Genomic DNA, 16,603 nt, shown 5'->3' on the forward strand with positions numbered 1-16,603 from the left:
CCCCGGGGCGGGGGCGGGGGCGGCCGTCCGGCCGCCGACGGGGCGTCCGTGGGCGCCCTGGGCGGCGCGACCGACGGCTCGGGCGGCGGCCCGATCGCGGGCGGCAGCGGCGGCGTACCGGGTGGCGGGACGGCGGACGTCACCACCACCGCGCGCCGCGAGGGCGACCGGCTGCGCTTCGTCGGCGCGGCCACCCGCCGCATCGCGCGCGGCATCGACCTCGACGAGATCGTGCTCGGTCTGTGCCGGGCGACCGTGCCGACCTTCTCCGACGCCATCCTCGTCTACCTGCGCGATCCGCTGCCGGTCGGCGACGAACGCCCCGTCGGCCCGGTCGTTCTAAGGCTCCGTCGCACCGACCGGCTCCGGCCCCTCGACGATCTGACGAGCGGCGAGTTCGCCGGGGCGGCCGGGTCCGGTGGCGAACTCGATTTCAGCCGGCTTCCGTTGGTCGGCCCCCAGGGTGACCTGCCCGCCGCCGAGCTGTGCGAGATCCGGCCGGGCGGCCCGCTCGCCGAGGTGCTGCGCGGCGTCCGCCCGGTCTTCGGGTCCTCCGTCGCGGCGAAGGACGCCCTGTCGGAGCTGTTGGGCGGCGACCATCCCGTACCGCGCGGACAGCGGGCCATCCTCGCGCCGCTGCGCGGCCGGCGCCGGGTGATCGGCTCGGCGGTGTTCCTGCGTACCCCTGAGCGGCCCGCGTTCGAGACCAACGACCTCTTGGTGGCCGCCCAGTTGGCCACGCACACCGCGCTCGGCATCGACAAGGCGATGCTGTACGGCCGTGAGGCGTACATCGCCGACGAACTCCAGCGCACCATGCTGCCCGACAGCCTCCCCCAGCCCACCGGGGTGCGCCTCGCCTCCCGCTACCTGCCGGCCGCCGAGACGGCCCGGGTCGGCGGCGACTGGTACGACGCCATACCGCTGCCCGGCAGCCGCGTCGCGCTGGTCGTCGGGGACGTGATGGGCCACTCCATGACGTCCGCCGCGATCATGGGGCAGCTCCGCACCACCGCGCAGACGCTGGCGCAGCTGGACCTGCCTCCGGCTGAGGTCCTGCACCACTTGGACGAGCAGGCCCAGCGCCTGGGTTCCGACCGGATGGCCACCTGCCTCTACGCGGTCTACGACCCCGTCTCGCACCGGATCACCATCGCCAACGCCGGCCACCCCCCGCCGGTGCTCCTGCACCTGGGCGGGCGCGCAGAGGTGCTGCGGGTCCCGCCGGGCGCCCCCATCGGCGTCGGCGGCGTGGACTTCGAGGCGGTGGAACTGGACGCCCCGGCGGGCGCCACCCTGCTGCTGTACACCGACGGGCTGGTGGAGTCCCGGCTGCGCGACGTCTGGACCGGCATCGAGCAGTTGCGGGAGCGGCTTGCCACCACCGCGCAGTTGACGGGCGTCGACCACCCGCCGCCTCTGGAGGCGCTGTGCGACGACGTACTCGACATGCTCGGCCCCGGCGACCGGGACGACGACATCGCCTTGCTCGCGGCCCGCTTCGACGGGATCGCGCCCAGTGACGTGGCGTACTGGTTCCTGGACCCGGAGGAGACCGCTCCCGGGCGGGCCCGCCGCTTCGCCCGTCGGGCGCTGGCCCGTTGGGGGCTGGAGGAGCTCCAGGACTCGCTGGAGCTGCTGGTCAGCGAGGTGGTGACGAACGCCGTCCGGTACGCCGAGCGGCCCGTGACCCTGCGGCTGCTGCGGACGGACGTGCTGCGCTGCGAGGTCGGCGACGACTCCCCGCAGTTGCCCCGCCAGCGCCGGGCGAGGGAGACCGACGAGGGCGGCCGCGGACTGTTCCTCGTCAACCGGATGGCCCGCCGGTGGGGTGCCACCCGGCTGAGCAGCGGCAAGGTCGTCTGGTTCGAGCTCACGCTGCCGCGCGGCGACGCCGGCTGAACCGCGTCGACCACGACACGAGCCCGCCGTCACGACACCGTCCATGGCGCACCACCCGTACGGCACCGCCCCGCGACGTGATCGTCGCGGGGCGGTTCTCCGTTCTCCGGCCCGTCAGGGCTGTCGCTGCTGCTCCTGCGGCGGCGGCGGGAAGAGGAACGACTTCGTCGGATCGGCGGTCTTCGTCGGGTCCTTCGTCGGCTTCGTCGGGTCGGCGGTCTTCGTCGGGTCCTTGGTGTGGCCGGTCGGGTCGCCGGTCCTCGTGGGACTCGTGGTGGTCGTCGGCGACTTGGTGTTCCCCGTGGCCGAGGCGGTCGGGCTCGCGTCCTTGGTGGGCGCGGCGCTGCGGGTGGGCGCCTGGACGGGGCCCATGTCCGCGTCCGACAGGTCGAACTCGTCCGTGCTGACACCGCTGAGGACGGAGGTGGTGTACGCCTTCCAGATCTCGGCGGGGAAGCTGGAGCCACCCGCGCGGCCACCGCCGGCGGTACCGGTCAGCGTGACCTGGCCGTGGCTGTTGGGGTCCTCGCCGAACATCGCGACGACGGTCACGAGCTCGGGGGTGTACCCGGTGAACCAGGCGGCCACGTTGGACTCGGTGGTACCGGTCTTGCCCGCGGCCTGGTACTCGTCGCTCCGCACGGCCTTGCCGGAACCGTTGGCGACCACGCCGGTGAGCACCTTGGTGACGGTGTCGGCGGTCTTGCGGCTGAGGACCTGGCTGCCGATCGGGCTGCCGGGGGTGTACTCGGCGTCCTTGTGCTCGGCCTTCTTCACGATGGTCGGGGTGACCTTCTTGCCGTGGTTGTCGAAGGTGGCGTAGACGCCGGCCATCTCCACGGTGTTGGCGCTCATGGTGCCGAGCGACATGGCCGGCTTGTCGTCGGGCCAGCCGTCACGGTTGTGCATGCCGAGGGCGAGGGCCTGCTTCTTCACGCTGGCCGGCTTGGCGTCCACGATCATCTGGGCGTAGACGGAGTTCACGGAGGAGTTGGTGGCGTCCTGGACCGTGAGCATCGGGTCGCCGTAGTTGGCGTCGTCCTGGTTCTGCGGGGCGAAGGGGACCGAGCTGCCGACGACGGGGCGCTTGCTGGTGCCGTCGTAGAGGGTGTTCGGGGTGATCTTGCGGCCGTCCTGGGTGGTCGCCCCGGTCTCCAGGGCGGTGGCCAGTACGACCGGCTTGAAGGTCGAGCCGGGCTGGTAGTCGGTGCGCAGCGCGTTGCTGTTGTACTTGTCGCTCAGGCCGGTGCCGCCGTACATCGCCACGATCGCGCCGGTCTTCGGGTCCACCGAGGTGGCGCCGGCCTGCACGCTCTGGTCCTGCGGCCGTTCCTGGACGTTCTTGCGTTGGAGCTGGGACTCCAGCTTGTCCTGGACCGCCTTCTCCATGGCGGCCTGCTTCTTCTTGTCGATGTTGAGCGTGAAGGTCCAGCCGCCGGCCGCGATCTGCTCGTCCTTGATGCCGTGCGCGTTCAGCTCGGCGTTGGCGGCCTGGATCAGGTAGCCCTTCTGCCCGTCCATGCCCGGGGCGGGCTTGGGCTTGATGGGCTCCTGGAACTGGATCGTCTTGCGCTTGGCGGGGTCCAGCTTGCCCATCTCGACCATGTTGTCGAGGACGGCGTTGAAGCGGACCATGGCCAGGTGCTTGCCGTTGGGGCCGGCGGTCGCCCAGTCGTACTGGCTCGGGGCCTGGATGACGGCGGCGAGGTAGGCACCCTGCGCGAGGGTGAGCTTGTCCGCGTCGACGCCGTAGAAGGCCTGGGCGGCGGCCTGGATGCCGTAGGCGTTGCGGCCGTAGAAGTTGGTGTTCAGGTACCCGGCGAGGATGTCGGGCTTCGACATGCGCTGGTCGACCTTGATGGCGATCACGAGCTCGCGCAGCTTTCGGGTCGCCGACTGGTCCTGGGTGAGGTAGTAGTTCTTGACGTACTGCTGGGTGATCGTCGAACCGCCGGCTGTGCCCTTCCCGCGCAGGGTGTTGAACAGGCCGCGGGCCACGCCCATGACGTCCACGCCGCTGTCCTTGTAGAAGGACTTGTTCTCGATCGCGATGAAGGCGGTCTGCACGTCTTCGGGGATCTTGTCGATCGCCACGATCTCGCGGTTCGTCTTGCCCGTGCGGGCCATGATCGAGCCGTCGGCGTACTCGTAGGTGTTGCTCTGGAGCACCGCGTCGGCCCGGGGGTCCGGCGGGTCCACCATGAAGTAGGCGGCGACCGCTCCCAGTATCAGGAGCAGGATCATCCCGAAGAACGCGCCGAGGATCTTTTTCCAGGTGAAGAACCGGCGTATGCCGGTGCGTTTGCCGGTCGCCTTGCCCGCGCGCCCGTCCGGGCGCCCGCTCGGCGCTTTCCGCGCACCGCGTTGCTGCTGCGCCCGTCGCGCTTCTGCTCGGCCCATCGCTCCCGCTCCGCTCGATTACCCCCCCGACGTCAGCTCAGAAAACTAACACCGCAGGCTGTGACAAAGGTTGACTAATCCTGATCAATTCCGGTCATTTCGGACGTGAGAATCAGCACCCACACCACTGGAACCGACGCACATGAGGCCCGAAGGGTTGCGGTGAGCGTAAAAAGTGCTATCACTTTGCTAGGAGTTCCGGTCGATCACGACCGGGCATCGGCGACAAACGGGGGCAGACCATGACCACTGCATCGGCGACGGATTCCGGCGCGAACGACGTATCGCCCGGCGCATCGCCCACGCGGATAAGGGAGTTCGCCGCGCACAGCATCGGCGGCGGCCCGGCGTTGCTGCTCGGCCTCGCGGGCCTGGCGGCCGGTACCGGCCTGATCGTCGTCGGCTCGATGACGGGCGTCGACGCCCTCAAGGTGGCGCTGATCGCCACCGGCGTCCTGCTGGACCTCGCGGCCGTCTTCGCGATGAGCGGGCTCAACACGGTGGCGCCCGGCCAGGCGCGCGTCGTACAGCTCTTCGGCCGCTACCGGGGGACGGTGCGGACGGAGGGCTTGCGCTGGGTCAACCCGCTGACCTCCCGCGAGCGGGTCTCCACCCGCGTCCGCAACCACGAGACGAACGTCCTCAAGGTCAACGACGCCTACGGCAACCCGATCGAGCTGGCGGCGGTCGTGGTGTGGCGGGTGGAGGACACGGCCCGCGCGGTGTTCGAGGTGGAGGACTTCACCGAGTTCGTGGAGACGCAGACCGAGACGGCCGTCCGGCACATCGCCATCGAGTACCCCTACGACGCCCACGACGAAGGCGGCCTGTCGCTGCGCGGCAACGCGGAGGAAATCACCCGGAAGCTGGCGGCGGAGCTGTCCACCCGCGTCGAGGCGGCGGGCGTCCACATCATCGAGTCCCGCTTCACGCATCTCGCGTACGCTCCTGAGATCGCCTCCGCGATGCTCCAGCGCCAGCAGGCGGGCGCGGTCGTGGCGGCCCGCAAGCAGATCGTCGAGGGCGCGGTGGGCATGGTGGAGCTGGCCCTGACCCGTCTGGCGGAGGAGGAGATCGTGGACCTGGACCCCGAGCGCAAGGCCTCCATGGTCTCGAACCTGATGGTGGTCCTGTGCGGTGACCGCGCGGCCCAGCCCGTCCTCAACACCGGCACCCTCTACCAGTGAGCTCCGCCGGCGGCGCGCCAGGCGCGCAAGCAGGTGTTGCTGCGACTGGACCCGCAGGTCTACGAAGCGCTGGCGCGCTGGGCGGGCGACGAGTTGCGCAGCGCGAACGCCCAGATCGAGTTCCTGCTGCGGCGCGCCCTGTCCGAGTCCGGCCGCCTTCCCGGCGACGTCGCCCCGATCCCACCCCGCGGCCGCCCCCCGAAGCCCTCCGAGTAGGCCCCTTCGAGGGGGGAACGCCGGGGCCCCGAGGGCGCCGCGGGGAGATCATCGGGGTCTCAGTCCGTCGGCCACACCGGGAGCGGGCGTACGGCCTCGCGCAGGGAGGCGGCGATGGCCGTGAACTCCTCCTGCCGGGCCGTCCCGGTCCGCATGGCCAGTGCGATGCGCCGCGAGGGGGCCGGTTCCGCGAAGTACCCGGTGGTCAGGTACTCGTTGCGCGCGGTCTCCAGCCGCAGGGCCGTACGCGGCAACAGTGTGACCCCGAGCCCCCCGGCGACCAGTTGCACGAGCGTGGAGAGCCCGGCGGCGGTGGTGGTGACGTCCGCCCCGGCCGAGCGGCCCGCCTCCCGGCAGATGTCGAGTGCCTGGTCGCGCAGGCAGTGGCCTTCGTCGAGCAACAGGAGCTGCAGTTCGCGCAGTTCCTCGCGCGGGATGTCCTTGCGGCCCGCGAGGGGGTGTTCCCGGGGCGCCAACAGGACGAAGTCCTCGTCGAAGAGCGGGAGTTCGGTGACGCCGGGGACCGCCAGCGGTACCGCCAGGAGCAGCAGGTCGAGCCGTCCGGCGGCCAGCCCCTCCAGCAGCGAGGTGGTCTGCTCCTCGTGCACCTGGAGGTCCATCCGGGGGTAGCGGCGGTGGAACAACCCGAGCACGGTCGGCAGCAGGTACGGGGCCACGGTGGGGATCACCCCGAGCCGCAGCACCCCGGTGAACGGCGCGCGCACCGCCTCGGCCTCCTCCAGCAGCCCGCCCATCGCGTCGAGCACGACCCGCGCCCGGGCGGCGATCCGCTCACCCGCCGGGGAGAGCAGCACCTTGCGGGTGGTGCGCTCCAGCAGCTGCACGCCGAGGGCCTCCTCCAGGGCGGAGACGGCTCCGGACAATGCCGGCTGGCTCATCCCGATCGCCGCGGCGGCGTCCCGGAAGTGCAGGTGCTCGGCGACGGCCGCGAAGGCGCGCAGTTGAGCGAGCGTCGCCTGCCGGGCCGCACCGTTCTTGGGGCCGAGCTTCGCTCCCCTATTACCCATCGCCACTGATAGGCACCTCCGATCACCAGCCACAAGAGTAGCTATTTCCGTAATCAATGCAGCTGTGCCAGCATGTGAGATCAGTCCAACCCCCTTGGAAAGCCCCCAAAAAGGGTACTTTCCTGTCTGCAAGGAGAGCACGTGCTCACTGTCGGTGACAAGTTCCCCACCTACGATCTGACCGCCTGCGTCTCGCTCGAAGCCGGCAGCGAGTTCGCGCAGATCGACCACAAGACCTACGAGGGCAAGTGGCGCGTGGTGTTCTTCTGGCCGAAGGACTTCACCTTCGTCTGCCCGACCGAGATCGCCGCCTTCGGCAAGCTCAACGAGGAGTTCCAGGACCGCGACGCCCAGATCCTCGGCGTCTCCGGCGACTCCGAGTTCGTCCACCACGCCTGGCGCAAGGACCACGCCGACCTGCGCGACCTGCCCTTCCCGATGCTGGCCGACTCCAAGCACGAGCTCATGCGGGCCTGTGGTGTGCAGGGCGAGGACGGCTTCGCGCAGCGCGCCGTCTTCATCGTCGACCAGAACAACGAGATCCAGTTCACGATGGTGACCGCCGGTTCCGTCGGCCGTAACCCCAAGGAGGTCCTGCGGGTCCTCGACGCCCTGCAGACCGACGAGCTGTGCCCCTGCAACTGGAACAAGGGCGAGGGCACCCTGGACGCCGGCGCGCTGCTGGCCGGTGAGTGAGCGATGTCCCTCGACTCCCTCAAGGCCGCCGTACCGGACTTCGCCAAGGACCTGAAGCTGAACCTCGGTTCGGTCATCGGCAACAGCGACCTCCCGCAGCAGCAGCTGTGGGGCACGGTCCTGGCCTGCGCGATCGCCGCCCGCTCCGCGCGCGTCCTGCGTGAGCTGGAGCCCGAGGCGAAGGCGGCCCTGTCGCCGGAGGCGTACACCGCCGCCAAGTCCGCCGCCGCGGTCATGGCGATGAACAACGTGTTCTACCGGACCCGGCACCTGCTGTCCGACCCGGAGTACAACAACCTGCGCGCCGGTCTGCGGATGAACGTCATCGGCAACCCGGGCGTGGAGAAGGTCGACTTCGAGCTGTGGTCGCTCGCGGTCTCCGCGATCAACGGCTGCGGCCAGTGCCTGGACTCGCACGAGCAGGTGCTGCGCAAGGCCGGCGTCGCCCGTGAGACGGTCCAGGAGGCCTTCAAGATCGCCTCGGTGATCCAGGCCGTCGCCGTCACCCTCGACGCCGAGGCCGCCCTCGCCGCCGAGTAGCGCACCCTCGTACGCGTACGAGCCCCAGGGCCCCCGCAGCCGTCACCGGCCGCGGGGGCCTACTCGTCGGCGCTCTCTTCCCGCTCGGCGCGCGGCAGGGCCGTGGCGCCGTGCGGGCCCGGGCCCGTCGTGGCGGCGGCCGCGCGCTGCTGGTCGCGCGAGTACGCCCGCAGGTACACCACGACGGTGTTGGTGACGGCCACCAGCGGCACGGCGACCACCGCACCGCCGATGCCGGCGACCATCCCGCCGGCCGCCACCGCCAGCACCACCGCGAGCGGGTGCACCCGTACGGCGCGGCCCAGGATGAACGGCTGGAGCACGTGCCCCTCCAGCTGCTGCACCGCCAGCACCACCGCGAGGACCATCAGGGCGATGAACGGCCCCTGTGTCACCAGGGCCACCACCACGGCCAGGGCGCCGGAGACCACCGCGCCGACGAGCGGGATGAAGGCGAACAGGAAGATGAAGACGGCGAGCGGCACCGCCATCGTGACGTCGAGGAAGTACAGCCCGAGGCCGATGAAGACGGCGTCGATGAGGGCGACGAGCACGGTGCCCCGGACGTAGGCGGTCAGCGTGCGCCAGGCGCGTGGGCCGGCGCCGGCGACCCCGGGGCGGGCCGCGCGCGGGACCAGGCCGAGCACCCAGGTCCAGATGCGCTTGCCGTCGTAGAGCAGGAAGAGCGTCGAGAACATCGAGAGCAGGATGCCCGTCAGTACCTCGACGAGCACCGTCACGCCCTGCAGGCCGGCGGAGGTGATCTGCTCGGTGTTGGTGCCGATGGTGTCGGTGAGGCTCTTCGCGATGTCGTTGATCTGCTTCTCGGTGACGTGGAACGGGCTGTCCAGCAACCAGAGTTTGAGTTCGTCGATGCCCTCGCGCACCCGGGCGGAGAGGGTGTCGAGGTTCTCCATGACCTGCCAGACCACGAACCAGCCGACCAGGCCGATCACGACGAAGCCGAGGATGGCGGTCACGGCCGTGGCGAGCCCGCGCGGCAGCCCGAGCCTGCGCAGTCGTACGACGAAGGGCTGGAGCAGGGCGGTGACGAGCAGGGCGGCGGAGAAGGCGAGCACCACGAGGCGGACCTCGCTGATCACCTTCATCAGCACCCAGAGCATCCCGGCCAGGAGCAGCAGCCGCCAACTGGCCTCGGCGGCCACCCGCATGCCCCACGGGATGACCGTCACCGGGTCGGGCCGCTCCCGCCAGCCGGAGGCACCACCGGGGGCCACCACGGTCGCGGGCACCGGCCCGTCCACGGGCAGCGGGACGGGGACGGGCACGTCGACGGCGGTCTCCGCCTCGACCTCGGCCCGCCGCTCGTCGAGACGCGCGCCGATCTGACTGAGCCCTCTGCCGAGCGTGCCCAGCCAGCCTGCCCTCTTCATCATGCCTTTCCCTTTCCCCCGACCCGCGGAAACACTCCGCCGACCGTACACGCGGGAGCCCCGCACCGTAGGACGGTGCGGGGCTCCCCGAGGTTGATCGCCGGGCCCGGTTTCCCCGGACGGCGTGGAGACCTAGTACCAGCCGTTGGCCTGGTGGAAGCTCCAGGCGCTGCACGGGCTGCCGTAGCGGTCGTTCATGTAGCCCAGGCCCCACTGGATCTGCGTGGCGGGGTTGGTGCGCCAGTCGGCTCCGGCCGAGGCCATCTTGGAGCCGGGCAGTGCCTGGACCAGGCCGTAGGCGCCCGAAGAGGAATTCACGGCCTGGTAGTTCCAGGTCGATTCCTCGTTGATGATGTTGGAGAAGCACTGGAACTGGCCGGCCGGCACGATCTGCCGGGCGATGTCCTTGACCTGGGCGACCGTGTAGGAGCCCTGGACGGCGAAGTCCCCGGCGCTGCGCGTCGCGGAGCGGCTGGCGACCTGCTCGTCTTCGTGCTTCTTCGCCTCTTCTTCGGCCTTCTTCTTGGCCGCGGCCGCCTCGGCGTCCGTCTTCTTCGCCTTGGCGTCCTGCGCCGCCTGGATGCGCGCCGCTTCCTCGGCCGAGCGCGTGGCATCGGTGTCGGCGGCGTGGGCGATGGCGTCGGCCTGCTGCGTCAGGGACGCGCTCTGGACCTGAGCCTGGTCGCCGACCGGGATGTCAGTGAGGAGAGTCGCTCCGGCGGCGGTCGTTTCGAGATCGTTCGAGGTGGTGTCGCCCGCCGCGACGCCTACGACTGCGCCGACGGTGGTGACCGCGGTGGCCGAAGCCACTGCGAACCCCCGGACCGAGATCCGGCTCACACGGTGTCCTTCCAGCAGCGTCCGCAGTGACCGCGCGGTCGCAATAGTGCCCCTCGACACTGGCCTCCATGAATCCGCGGTCACTGGAGGCGCGGGCCCGGGGCAACTCCCTCGCGGGGGCTGCCGACTAGCTCGGGCGGCATACGGCGACCGGTTCTGGAGTTGTTGTCGTGCGCGTACCTCGCGAGAGGTACAGGAGTGCCGTATGCGGGGCCTGACGGAAAGCAGACTCTGCCGGACCGCGACGCCGCAGGGCAATTCCACGTTGCGTGGGAAAGGTCACACCTGCGGGAACGCCCCCGATTTCACCGAAGACCTGTGCAGCATGACGCCGCCCGGCTAGGCTGCTGCGCCTTCGCCGGGCGGCGTCAACTGATCCTCCGCCTATGGGGCTTCCGCCCCTTTTTGCCGCCGGGTCACCACGTCCCCGGGGTCACTGCCTCCTCGGGGGTCACAGCGTCTCCAGCATCTCGGTGACGAGCGCGGCGATCGGGGAGCGCTCGGAACGCGTCAGCGTGACGTGGGCGAACAGCGGATGCCCCTTGAGCTTCTCAACGACGGCGACCACCCCGTCGTACCGGCCGACCCTCAAGTTGTCCCGCTGGGCCACGTCGTGGGTCAGGACGACCCTTGAATTGGCGCCGATGCGGGACAGCACGGTCAGCAGCACGTTGCGCTCCAACGACTGGGCCTCGTCCACGATCACGAAGGCGTCGTGGAGCGAACGGCCGCGGATGTGCGTGAGCGGCAGGACTTCCAGCATCCCGCGGTTCAGCACCTCCTCGATGACCTCGCGCCCGGCAACGGAGGAGAGGGTGTCGAAGACCGCCTGCGCCCAGGGGCTCATCTTCTCGGCCTCGGTGCCCGGGAGGTAGCCCAGCTCCTGGCCGCCCACCGCGTACAGCGGCCGGAAGACCATCACCTTCTGGTGCTGCCTGCGCTCCAGGACCGCCTCCAGGCCCGCGCACAGGGCCAGCGCCGACTTGCCGGTGCCCGCCCGACCGCCCATCGAGAGGATCCCGATCTCGGGGTCGAGCAGCAGGTCCAGCGCGATGCGCTGCTCGGCGCTGCGGCCGTGCAGTCCGAACGCCTCGCGGTCGCCGCGCACGAGACGGACGTTGCCGTCCGCCGTGACCCGGCCGAGCGCCTTGCCGCGCTCCGACTGGAGGACGAGCCCGGTGTGCACCGGCAGTTCGGCGGCCTCCGGTACGTAGAGCCGCTCCTCCGAGAAGAGCAGGTCGACCTGCTCCCCGGAGAGCGCGAGCTCGCTCATGCCGGTCCAGCCGCTGTCGGTGATCGCCAGCTCGGCCCGGTACTCCTCGGCGAGCAGCCCCACGGAGGAGGCCTTGATGCGCAGCGGCAGGTCCTTCGAGACCACCGTGACGTCGTAGCCCTCGGCCTGGAGGTTGCGGGCGACGGCCAGGATGCGGGAGTCGTTGTCCCCCAGCCGGAAGCCCGCGGGCAGGACGCCGGGGTCGGAGTGGTTGAGTTCGACGCGCAGGGTACCGCCCAGATCGCCCAGCGGGATGGGGGCGTCGAGGCGACCGTAGCGAACCCGGAAGTCGTCGAGCAGGCGCAGGGCCTGGCGCGCGAAGTAGCCGAGTTCGGGATGGTGCCTCTTGGCCTCCAGCTCGGTGATCACCACGATCGGGAGCACGACCTCGTGCTCTTCGAAGCGGGATACCGCGTTGGGGTCTGCCAGCAGGACGCTGGTGTCGAGGACGTAGGTCCGCCTGTCGGGCAGGCGGCGCTTTGTGCTGGTCACCACGGAAGGACGTACCCCCTCGGAAGAGGTCGGGCCATGAAGACCGGACCGGTCATCGGCACCCATGCGCGGGCCGATTTCCGGCCCTCCACTTCGTCCGTGCGGACCGCACGCGCGTCCTGGTGCAAAGGGCCTCCCGGGCGGACGGCCCCATGCCGTCCGCTGAGACTCGACACCCGTGGGTCGGGCGTCGACCTGCTAGGGGTATGCCCTGGAACCGGCTCGCCCATGCCATGGCATATGACGGACGCTCGGTGAAGCGCTGGTGAAGGGTCCGCGTCGACTGGGGGCGCCCCGGGTGGGGTCGAGGGGGCGTCAGATCCCGCCGGTCGGGCACCGGCCGTGGGGTGCCGCCGGCCCGGTCCCGCCGGTCAGGTGCCGTACCGCCGGTGGCGCGCCGCGTAGTCGCGCAGGGCCCGCAGGAAGTCGACCTTGCGGAAGGCCGGCCAGAAGACCTCGCAGAAGTAGTACTCCGAATGCGCGCTCTGCCACAGCATGAAACCGGACAGCCGCTGCTCGCCGCTGGTGCGGATGACGAGGTCCGGGTCGGGCTGGCCGCGCGTGTAGAGGTGCTCGGCGATGTGGTCGATGTCGAGGACCTCGGCGAGCTCCTCGAAGGACGTGCCCTTCTCGGCGTGCTCCAGCAGCAGCGAGCGGACCGCGTCGGCGATCTCCTGCCGGCCGCCGTAGCCGACCGCGACGTTGACGAGTATCCCCTCGACGTCGTGCGTGGCCTGCTCGGCCTCCTTCAGCACCGTCTGGGTGCCCGCGGGGAGGATGTCCAGGTTGCCGACGTGGTGGACCCGCCAGCGGCCGTCCGCGGCGAGGCCCCGCACGGTGTTCTCGATGATGTTGAGCAGCGGACGGAGCTCGACCTCGGGCCGGTCCAGGTTGTCCGTGGAGAGCATCCACAGGGTGACGACCTCGACGTCCGTCTCGGTGCACCAGCCCAGCATCTCCGAGATCTTGTCGGCCCCGGCCTGGTGGCCCTGTTCCGTCGTGCCTCCGGACGCCTTCGCCCAGCGCCTGTTCCCGTCCAGGATCACGCCGATGTGCTTGGGCGACGCGTCGTGGTCGAGGCGGCCTTCCACCCGGCGTGCGTAGAGCCTGTACACCAGGTCGCGCAGCTTCACGATCTTCCAGCCCCTCCGTGCGATCCCCCGTGCGGATTGCGGTCCCCACCCCCGAGTCCGCCACATTACTGCGCGGCGGGATCGGGTACCCAACTCGGCCGGTCACAGGTCCGTGATAGGGAGGACAACGTGACTGATAACAATCCCTATCGGGCAGAGCCCTCGCGCTACGACTCCATGGAGTACCGCCGCACCGGCCGCAGCGGCCTCAGACTCCCCGCCGTCTCCCTGGGCCTGTGGCACAACTTCGGCGATGACAAGTCGCTGGCCTCGCAGCGCGCCATCCTGCGCCGCGCCTTCGACCTCGGCGTCACCCACTTCGACCTCGCCAACAACTACGGGCCACCGCCCGGTTCGGCCGAGCTGAACTTCGGCAAGATCTTCGCGCAGGACTTCGCGTCCCACCGCGAGGAACTGGTGCTCTCCACCAAGGCGGGCTACCTCATGCACGAGGGCCCGTACGGCGAATGGGGCAGCCGCAAGTACCTGCTCGGCTCGCTCGACGCCTCGCTCAAGCGGATGGGCGTCGACTACGTCGACATCTTCTACTCGCACCGGTTCGACCCGGAGACCCCGCTGGAGGAGACCATGGGCGCCCTCGCGTCCGCGGTCCACCAGGGAAAGGCGCTGTACGTCGGCGTGTCCTCCTACACGGCCGAGCAGACGGCCGAGGCGGCGCGCATCCTCGTCGGGATGGGTGTGCGCCCCCTCATCCACCAGCCCTCCTACTCCATGATCAACCGCTGGACGGAGGAGGACGGACTGCTGGACGTCCTGGAGGACGCCGGCATGGGTTGCATCTCCTTCGTACCGCTCGCCCAGGGGCTGCTGACGGGCAAGTACCTCAAGGGCATCCCGGAGGGCTCGCGGGCCACCCAGGGCAAGTCCCTGAACCCGGACCTGCTCTCGGACGAGGTGCTGCGGCGGCTGAACGGCCTGAACGACATCGCCGCCCGGCGCGGGCAGTCGCTGGCGCAGCTCGCGCTGAACTGGGTGCTCCGGGACAGTCGCATGACCTCGGCGCTCATCGGCGCGTCGAGCGTGGCCCAACTGGAGGAGAACGTCGCCGCGCTGGCGGGTCCCCCGCTGACGGCGGAGGAGCTGCGGGAGATCGATTCCCACGCCGTCTCGACCCCCGGCACCAACATCTGGGCCCAGCGGGGCTGACGCACTCCACGCCCGCGGCACTGACCTGCGCTTTCGCGGCGGTGCCCGCGGGGGTGGGGAGAAAAGAAAAAACGGGCCGGTCCGTGGGGGGGATACGGACCGGCCCGAGGGGGGGGTTCCACCATAACCCTTCGTAAAGCATCCCGCGTGCATCGACGCGAAATGATTACGCTCCGAATCCGCCCAGCAGCATTCCCGTGAGGGCGCCGGCCGTCATGAAGGGGCCGAACGCGAAGGCCGCGCCGGGGCCCCCGCGCCTGCGCAGCACAAGGGCGAGCCCGTATACGGCCCCGTAGAGGAAGCCCAGGAACGTTCCGGCGAACCATACCCCCCACCCGTACCACCCAAGAGCGACCCCGAGCGAGAGCGCCAGCTTGACGTCGCCGAACCCCATCCCGGCCGGGTTGATCAGGAACAGCACGAGGTACGCGCCTCCCAGCGCGAGCCCGCCGAGCAGCGCGAGCCGCCATGACCCGGCGGCGCCGGGCAGGAGCGCGGCGCCGCCGAGCAGCGCGGCGGTCAGCGCGGCGAGCGGCAGGGTCAGCGGGTCGGGCAGCCGGTGCACCGCGAGGTCGACGAGACCGAGCAGCACCAGGGCGGGTGCGAGCACCACGAAGACCGCCGCCTCGGGCCTCGGGCCGCAGGCCGCGGCGAGAGCGGCGCAGACCCCGCCGGTCAAGGCGGCGGTGCGGGCGGAGGAGGGCCCGTACGGATGCGGCCGCGCGGGGGACGTCCCGCCGGAACCGGCCGGACGGCCGGGCACGGGGGCGGTTCCGGGTCCGGGCGGAGGGGCGGGCTCGGGTAGGGGCGGAGGGGCGGGCTCGGGTAGGGCCCGCCGAGCCGGTACGGGTCCGCCCGCGCCGGCAGGGCAGCGCGCGAGGCCGACCCAGCCGGGCAGGGGGTGGCCCTCGGGGCAGCGGTCGCGCCAGGGCCGCTCGGGCTCCACGGACAGCCGATAGGCGGCGCGCGGCAGCAGCAGCCCGCCGGCCGCGCCGTAGCCGGCGGCGAGGATGATCAAGGCCAGGCCCATCCGCAGACCGTAGCCCCGGGGGCCGGCGGGGGCATGGGCCCGGGGGCCCATCGGCCCTACCCTGACGGTCATGGCGATCAGGCGGCACTGGACGGACGGCCCGGCCACCCTCAGGATCGGCGGCCCCGCGGCGGCGGGGGCCGGGCCCGTGGTGACACCAGGGGCCGGGCGCGGAGCGCCCCCGGGCGACGCGGCCCGGCGGGACGCCCGGCGCGAGGCGCCGTCGGAGCTCCCACCGGACGTCCCCTTGTACGGCCCGTTCGACGTCCCGTTCGACGTCCCGTTCGACGTCCCGTTGGAGATCGCCGCCTCCTATCGGGCGCGCACCCGCGGCCTGCTCGGCCGGGACGGGATCGCCGGCGCCATTCTGCTGACCCCGGCGGCCGGCGTGCACACCTTCCGGATGCGCTTCCCGATCGACGTGGCGTACCTCGACCGGAACCTCACCGTCATCGCCGTGACCACGATGCGCCCCGGCCGCCTGGGCCTGCCCCGCCCGCGCGCCCGGCACGTCCTGGAGGCCGCGGCGGGCGCCATGGCCCGTTGGGACCTGCGCGCCGGCACCCGGGTGGATGTCCGGCCCGACAGTCGAGACGACGGCTAGGCGACGCGGGGCCCCGGGGGTAGGTTGGGGCGGTTGAGCTGGGGTGGTGGCAGGGGAGCGGCATGACGGAGAACGTTGCGGTCAAGGCGCTGGAGCAGATCATGCCCGCGACGCACGGCGCCGACGAGGACGTCGACTGGCCTGCCGCCGAGGCGGCCTGGGGGACCCGGTTCCCGGCCGACTTCGTCGCGTTCATGGGGCGTTACGGCTCCGGCTCCATCAACGGCGAGGCCGACGTCCTGTTGCCGCTCCCCAAGCCCGGACTCCAGTGGGCCCCCGCCGAGATGGCCGAGGAGACCGAGAACGCCCGGCAGGTGTGGGAGGCCGAGGGCGGTCGGAGCGCCTTCGACGTCGACCCCGAGTCGATCATCGCCTGGGGCGTCACCGGCGGCTCCGACATCCTGTGCTGGCTCACCACCGACCCCGACCCGGACCGCTGGCCCGTCCTCGTCGTCGGGCGCCACACCGCGGACCCGTTCGCGGTCTACCCGTACGGCATGGCCGAGTTCCTCTACCGGCTCTGCTCGGACGACTTCGACGTGAGCCCGGTGGGCATCACGTTCTGGGACGGCGGGCACCTCAGCTTCGTGCACTGGCGCAAGGCGCAGCGCCGTTGGCAGGAGGGCCGCAACCCCGAGACGGGCGAGCCCGACCCGTACGCGGGCGAGTTCGCCGACTAGTTCTCCGCCCCGTCCCCTTCC

Annotated in this window: 15 protein-coding genes; 8 read left to right on the plus strand and 7 right to left on the minus strand. The window is 71.2% G+C overall.

The window, feature by feature from the left end:
• Window positions 1-1,902 (plus strand): SpoIIE family protein phosphatase (locus tag E6R62_RS27270; protein WP_240801935.1); only part of this gene is annotated, 1,902 nt, incomplete at its 5' end.
• A gap of 114 nt (window positions 1,903-2,016) precedes the next feature.
• On the opposite strand, the gene E6R62_RS27275 is transcribed toward E6R62_RS27270, so the two are convergent.
• Window positions 2,017-4,302 (minus strand): transglycosylase domain-containing protein, encoded by a 2,286-nt coding sequence (locus tag E6R62_RS27275; RefSeq protein WP_136216143.1) that lies wholly within the window; start codon window positions 4,300-4,302, stop codon window positions 2,017-2,019.
• A gap of 242 nt (window positions 4,303-4,544) precedes the next feature.
• Between E6R62_RS27275 and E6R62_RS27280 the strand changes: the two genes are divergently transcribed.
• Both E6R62_RS27280 and E6R62_RS27285 read left to right on the plus strand, forming a co-directional pair.
• Window positions 4,545-5,489, plus strand: a complete 945-nt coding sequence (locus tag E6R62_RS27280) for an SPFH domain-containing protein (RefSeq protein WP_136216144.1) — start codon at window positions 4,545-4,547, stop codon at window positions 5,487-5,489.
• Between the two features lie 33 nt (window positions 5,490-5,522).
• Window positions 5,523-5,705 carry a hypothetical protein gene (locus tag E6R62_RS27285; RefSeq protein WP_136216145.1) on the plus strand — a complete coding sequence of 61 codons (183 nt, stop codon included), beginning with the start codon at window positions 5,523-5,525 and terminating at the stop codon, window positions 5,703-5,705.
• 59 nt (window positions 5,706-5,764) lie between these two features.
• Here the strand turns inward: E6R62_RS27285 and E6R62_RS27290 are convergent, their stop codons facing one another.
• A complete protein-coding gene (locus E6R62_RS27290) occupies window positions 5,765-6,733 on the minus strand; it encodes a LysR substrate-binding domain-containing protein (protein WP_136216146.1) in 969 nt (322 codons plus the stop codon).
• A 141-nt stretch (window positions 6,734-6,874) separates the two neighbouring features.
• On the opposite strand from E6R62_RS27290, the gene E6R62_RS27295 reads away from it, so the two are divergent.
• Together E6R62_RS27295 and E6R62_RS27300 are read left to right on the plus strand one after the other, a co-directional pair.
• Window positions 6,875-7,429 (plus strand): peroxiredoxin, encoded by a 555-nt coding sequence (locus E6R62_RS27295; RefSeq protein ID WP_136216147.1) that lies wholly within the window; start codon window positions 6,875-6,877, stop codon window positions 7,427-7,429.
• Window positions 7,430-7,432: 3 nt separating this feature from the next.
• Window positions 7,433-7,969, plus strand: a complete 537-nt coding sequence (locus tag E6R62_RS27300) for an alkyl hydroperoxide reductase (protein ID WP_136216148.1) — start codon at window positions 7,433-7,435, stop codon at window positions 7,967-7,969.
• Window positions 7,970-8,028: 59 nt separating this feature from the next.
• Here the strand turns inward: E6R62_RS27300 and E6R62_RS27305 are convergent, their stop codons facing one another.
• The 4 genes from E6R62_RS27305 to E6R62_RS27320 all read right to left on the minus strand — a co-directional run bounded on the left by E6R62_RS27305 (window position 8,029) and on the right by E6R62_RS27320 (window position 13,101).
• A complete protein-coding gene (locus tag E6R62_RS27305; RefSeq protein WP_136216149.1) occupies window positions 8,029-9,366 on the minus strand; it encodes an AI-2E family transporter in 1,338 nt (445 codons plus the stop codon).
• A 129-nt stretch (window positions 9,367-9,495) separates the two neighbouring features.
• The gene (locus tag E6R62_RS27310) at window positions 9,496-10,221 is read right to left on the minus strand and encodes a transglycosylase SLT domain-containing protein (protein ID WP_136216216.1); all 726 of its coding nucleotides are present in this window, start codon (window positions 10,219-10,221) and stop codon (window positions 9,496-9,498) included.
• Between the two features lie 433 nt (window positions 10,222-10,654).
• Window positions 10,655-11,971 (minus strand): PhoH family protein, encoded by a 1,317-nt coding sequence (locus E6R62_RS27315; RefSeq protein ID WP_136216150.1) that lies wholly within the window; start codon window positions 11,969-11,971, stop codon window positions 10,655-10,657.
• Between the two features lie 368 nt (window positions 11,972-12,339).
• Window positions 12,340-13,101, minus strand: coding sequence for an isoprenyl transferase (locus E6R62_RS27320; RefSeq protein ID WP_136216151.1), 762 nt, complete (start codon window positions 13,099-13,101; stop codon window positions 12,340-12,342).
• Between the two features lie 129 nt (window positions 13,102-13,230).
• On the opposite strand from E6R62_RS27320, the gene mgrA reads away from it, so the two are divergent.
• Window positions 13,231-14,268 carry an L-glyceraldehyde 3-phosphate reductase gene (gene mgrA / locus E6R62_RS27325; protein WP_136216152.1) on the plus strand — a complete coding sequence of 346 codons (1,038 nt, stop codon included), beginning with the start codon at window positions 13,231-13,233 and terminating at the stop codon, window positions 14,266-14,268.
• 166 nt (window positions 14,269-14,434) lie between these two features.
• Here mgrA and E6R62_RS27330 read toward each other — a convergent pair whose 3' ends face one another.
• Window positions 14,435-15,298, minus strand: a complete 864-nt coding sequence (locus tag E6R62_RS27330) for an A24 family peptidase (RefSeq protein WP_136216153.1) — start codon at window positions 15,296-15,298, stop codon at window positions 14,435-14,437.
• 247 nt (window positions 15,299-15,545) lie between these two features.
• Here E6R62_RS27330 and E6R62_RS27335 point away from each other — a divergent pair, with 247 nt between their 5' ends.
• Both E6R62_RS27335 and E6R62_RS27340 read left to right on the plus strand, forming a co-directional pair.
• Complete coding sequence (locus E6R62_RS27335) at window positions 15,546-15,902, plus strand: DUF192 domain-containing protein (protein WP_136216217.1); 357 nt, start codon at window positions 15,546-15,548, stop codon at window positions 15,900-15,902.
• A 62-nt stretch (window positions 15,903-15,964) separates the two neighbouring features.
• Window positions 15,965-16,582, plus strand: coding sequence for an SMI1/KNR4 family protein (locus tag E6R62_RS27340; RefSeq protein WP_136216154.1), 618 nt, complete (start codon window positions 15,965-15,967; stop codon window positions 16,580-16,582).
• Window positions 16,583-16,603: the final 21 nt, after the last annotated feature.

Source organism: Streptomyces sp. A1136, from assembly GCF_004795055.1.
Classification (GTDB): Bacteria; Actinomycetota; Actinomycetes; order Streptomycetales; family Streptomycetaceae; genus Streptomyces.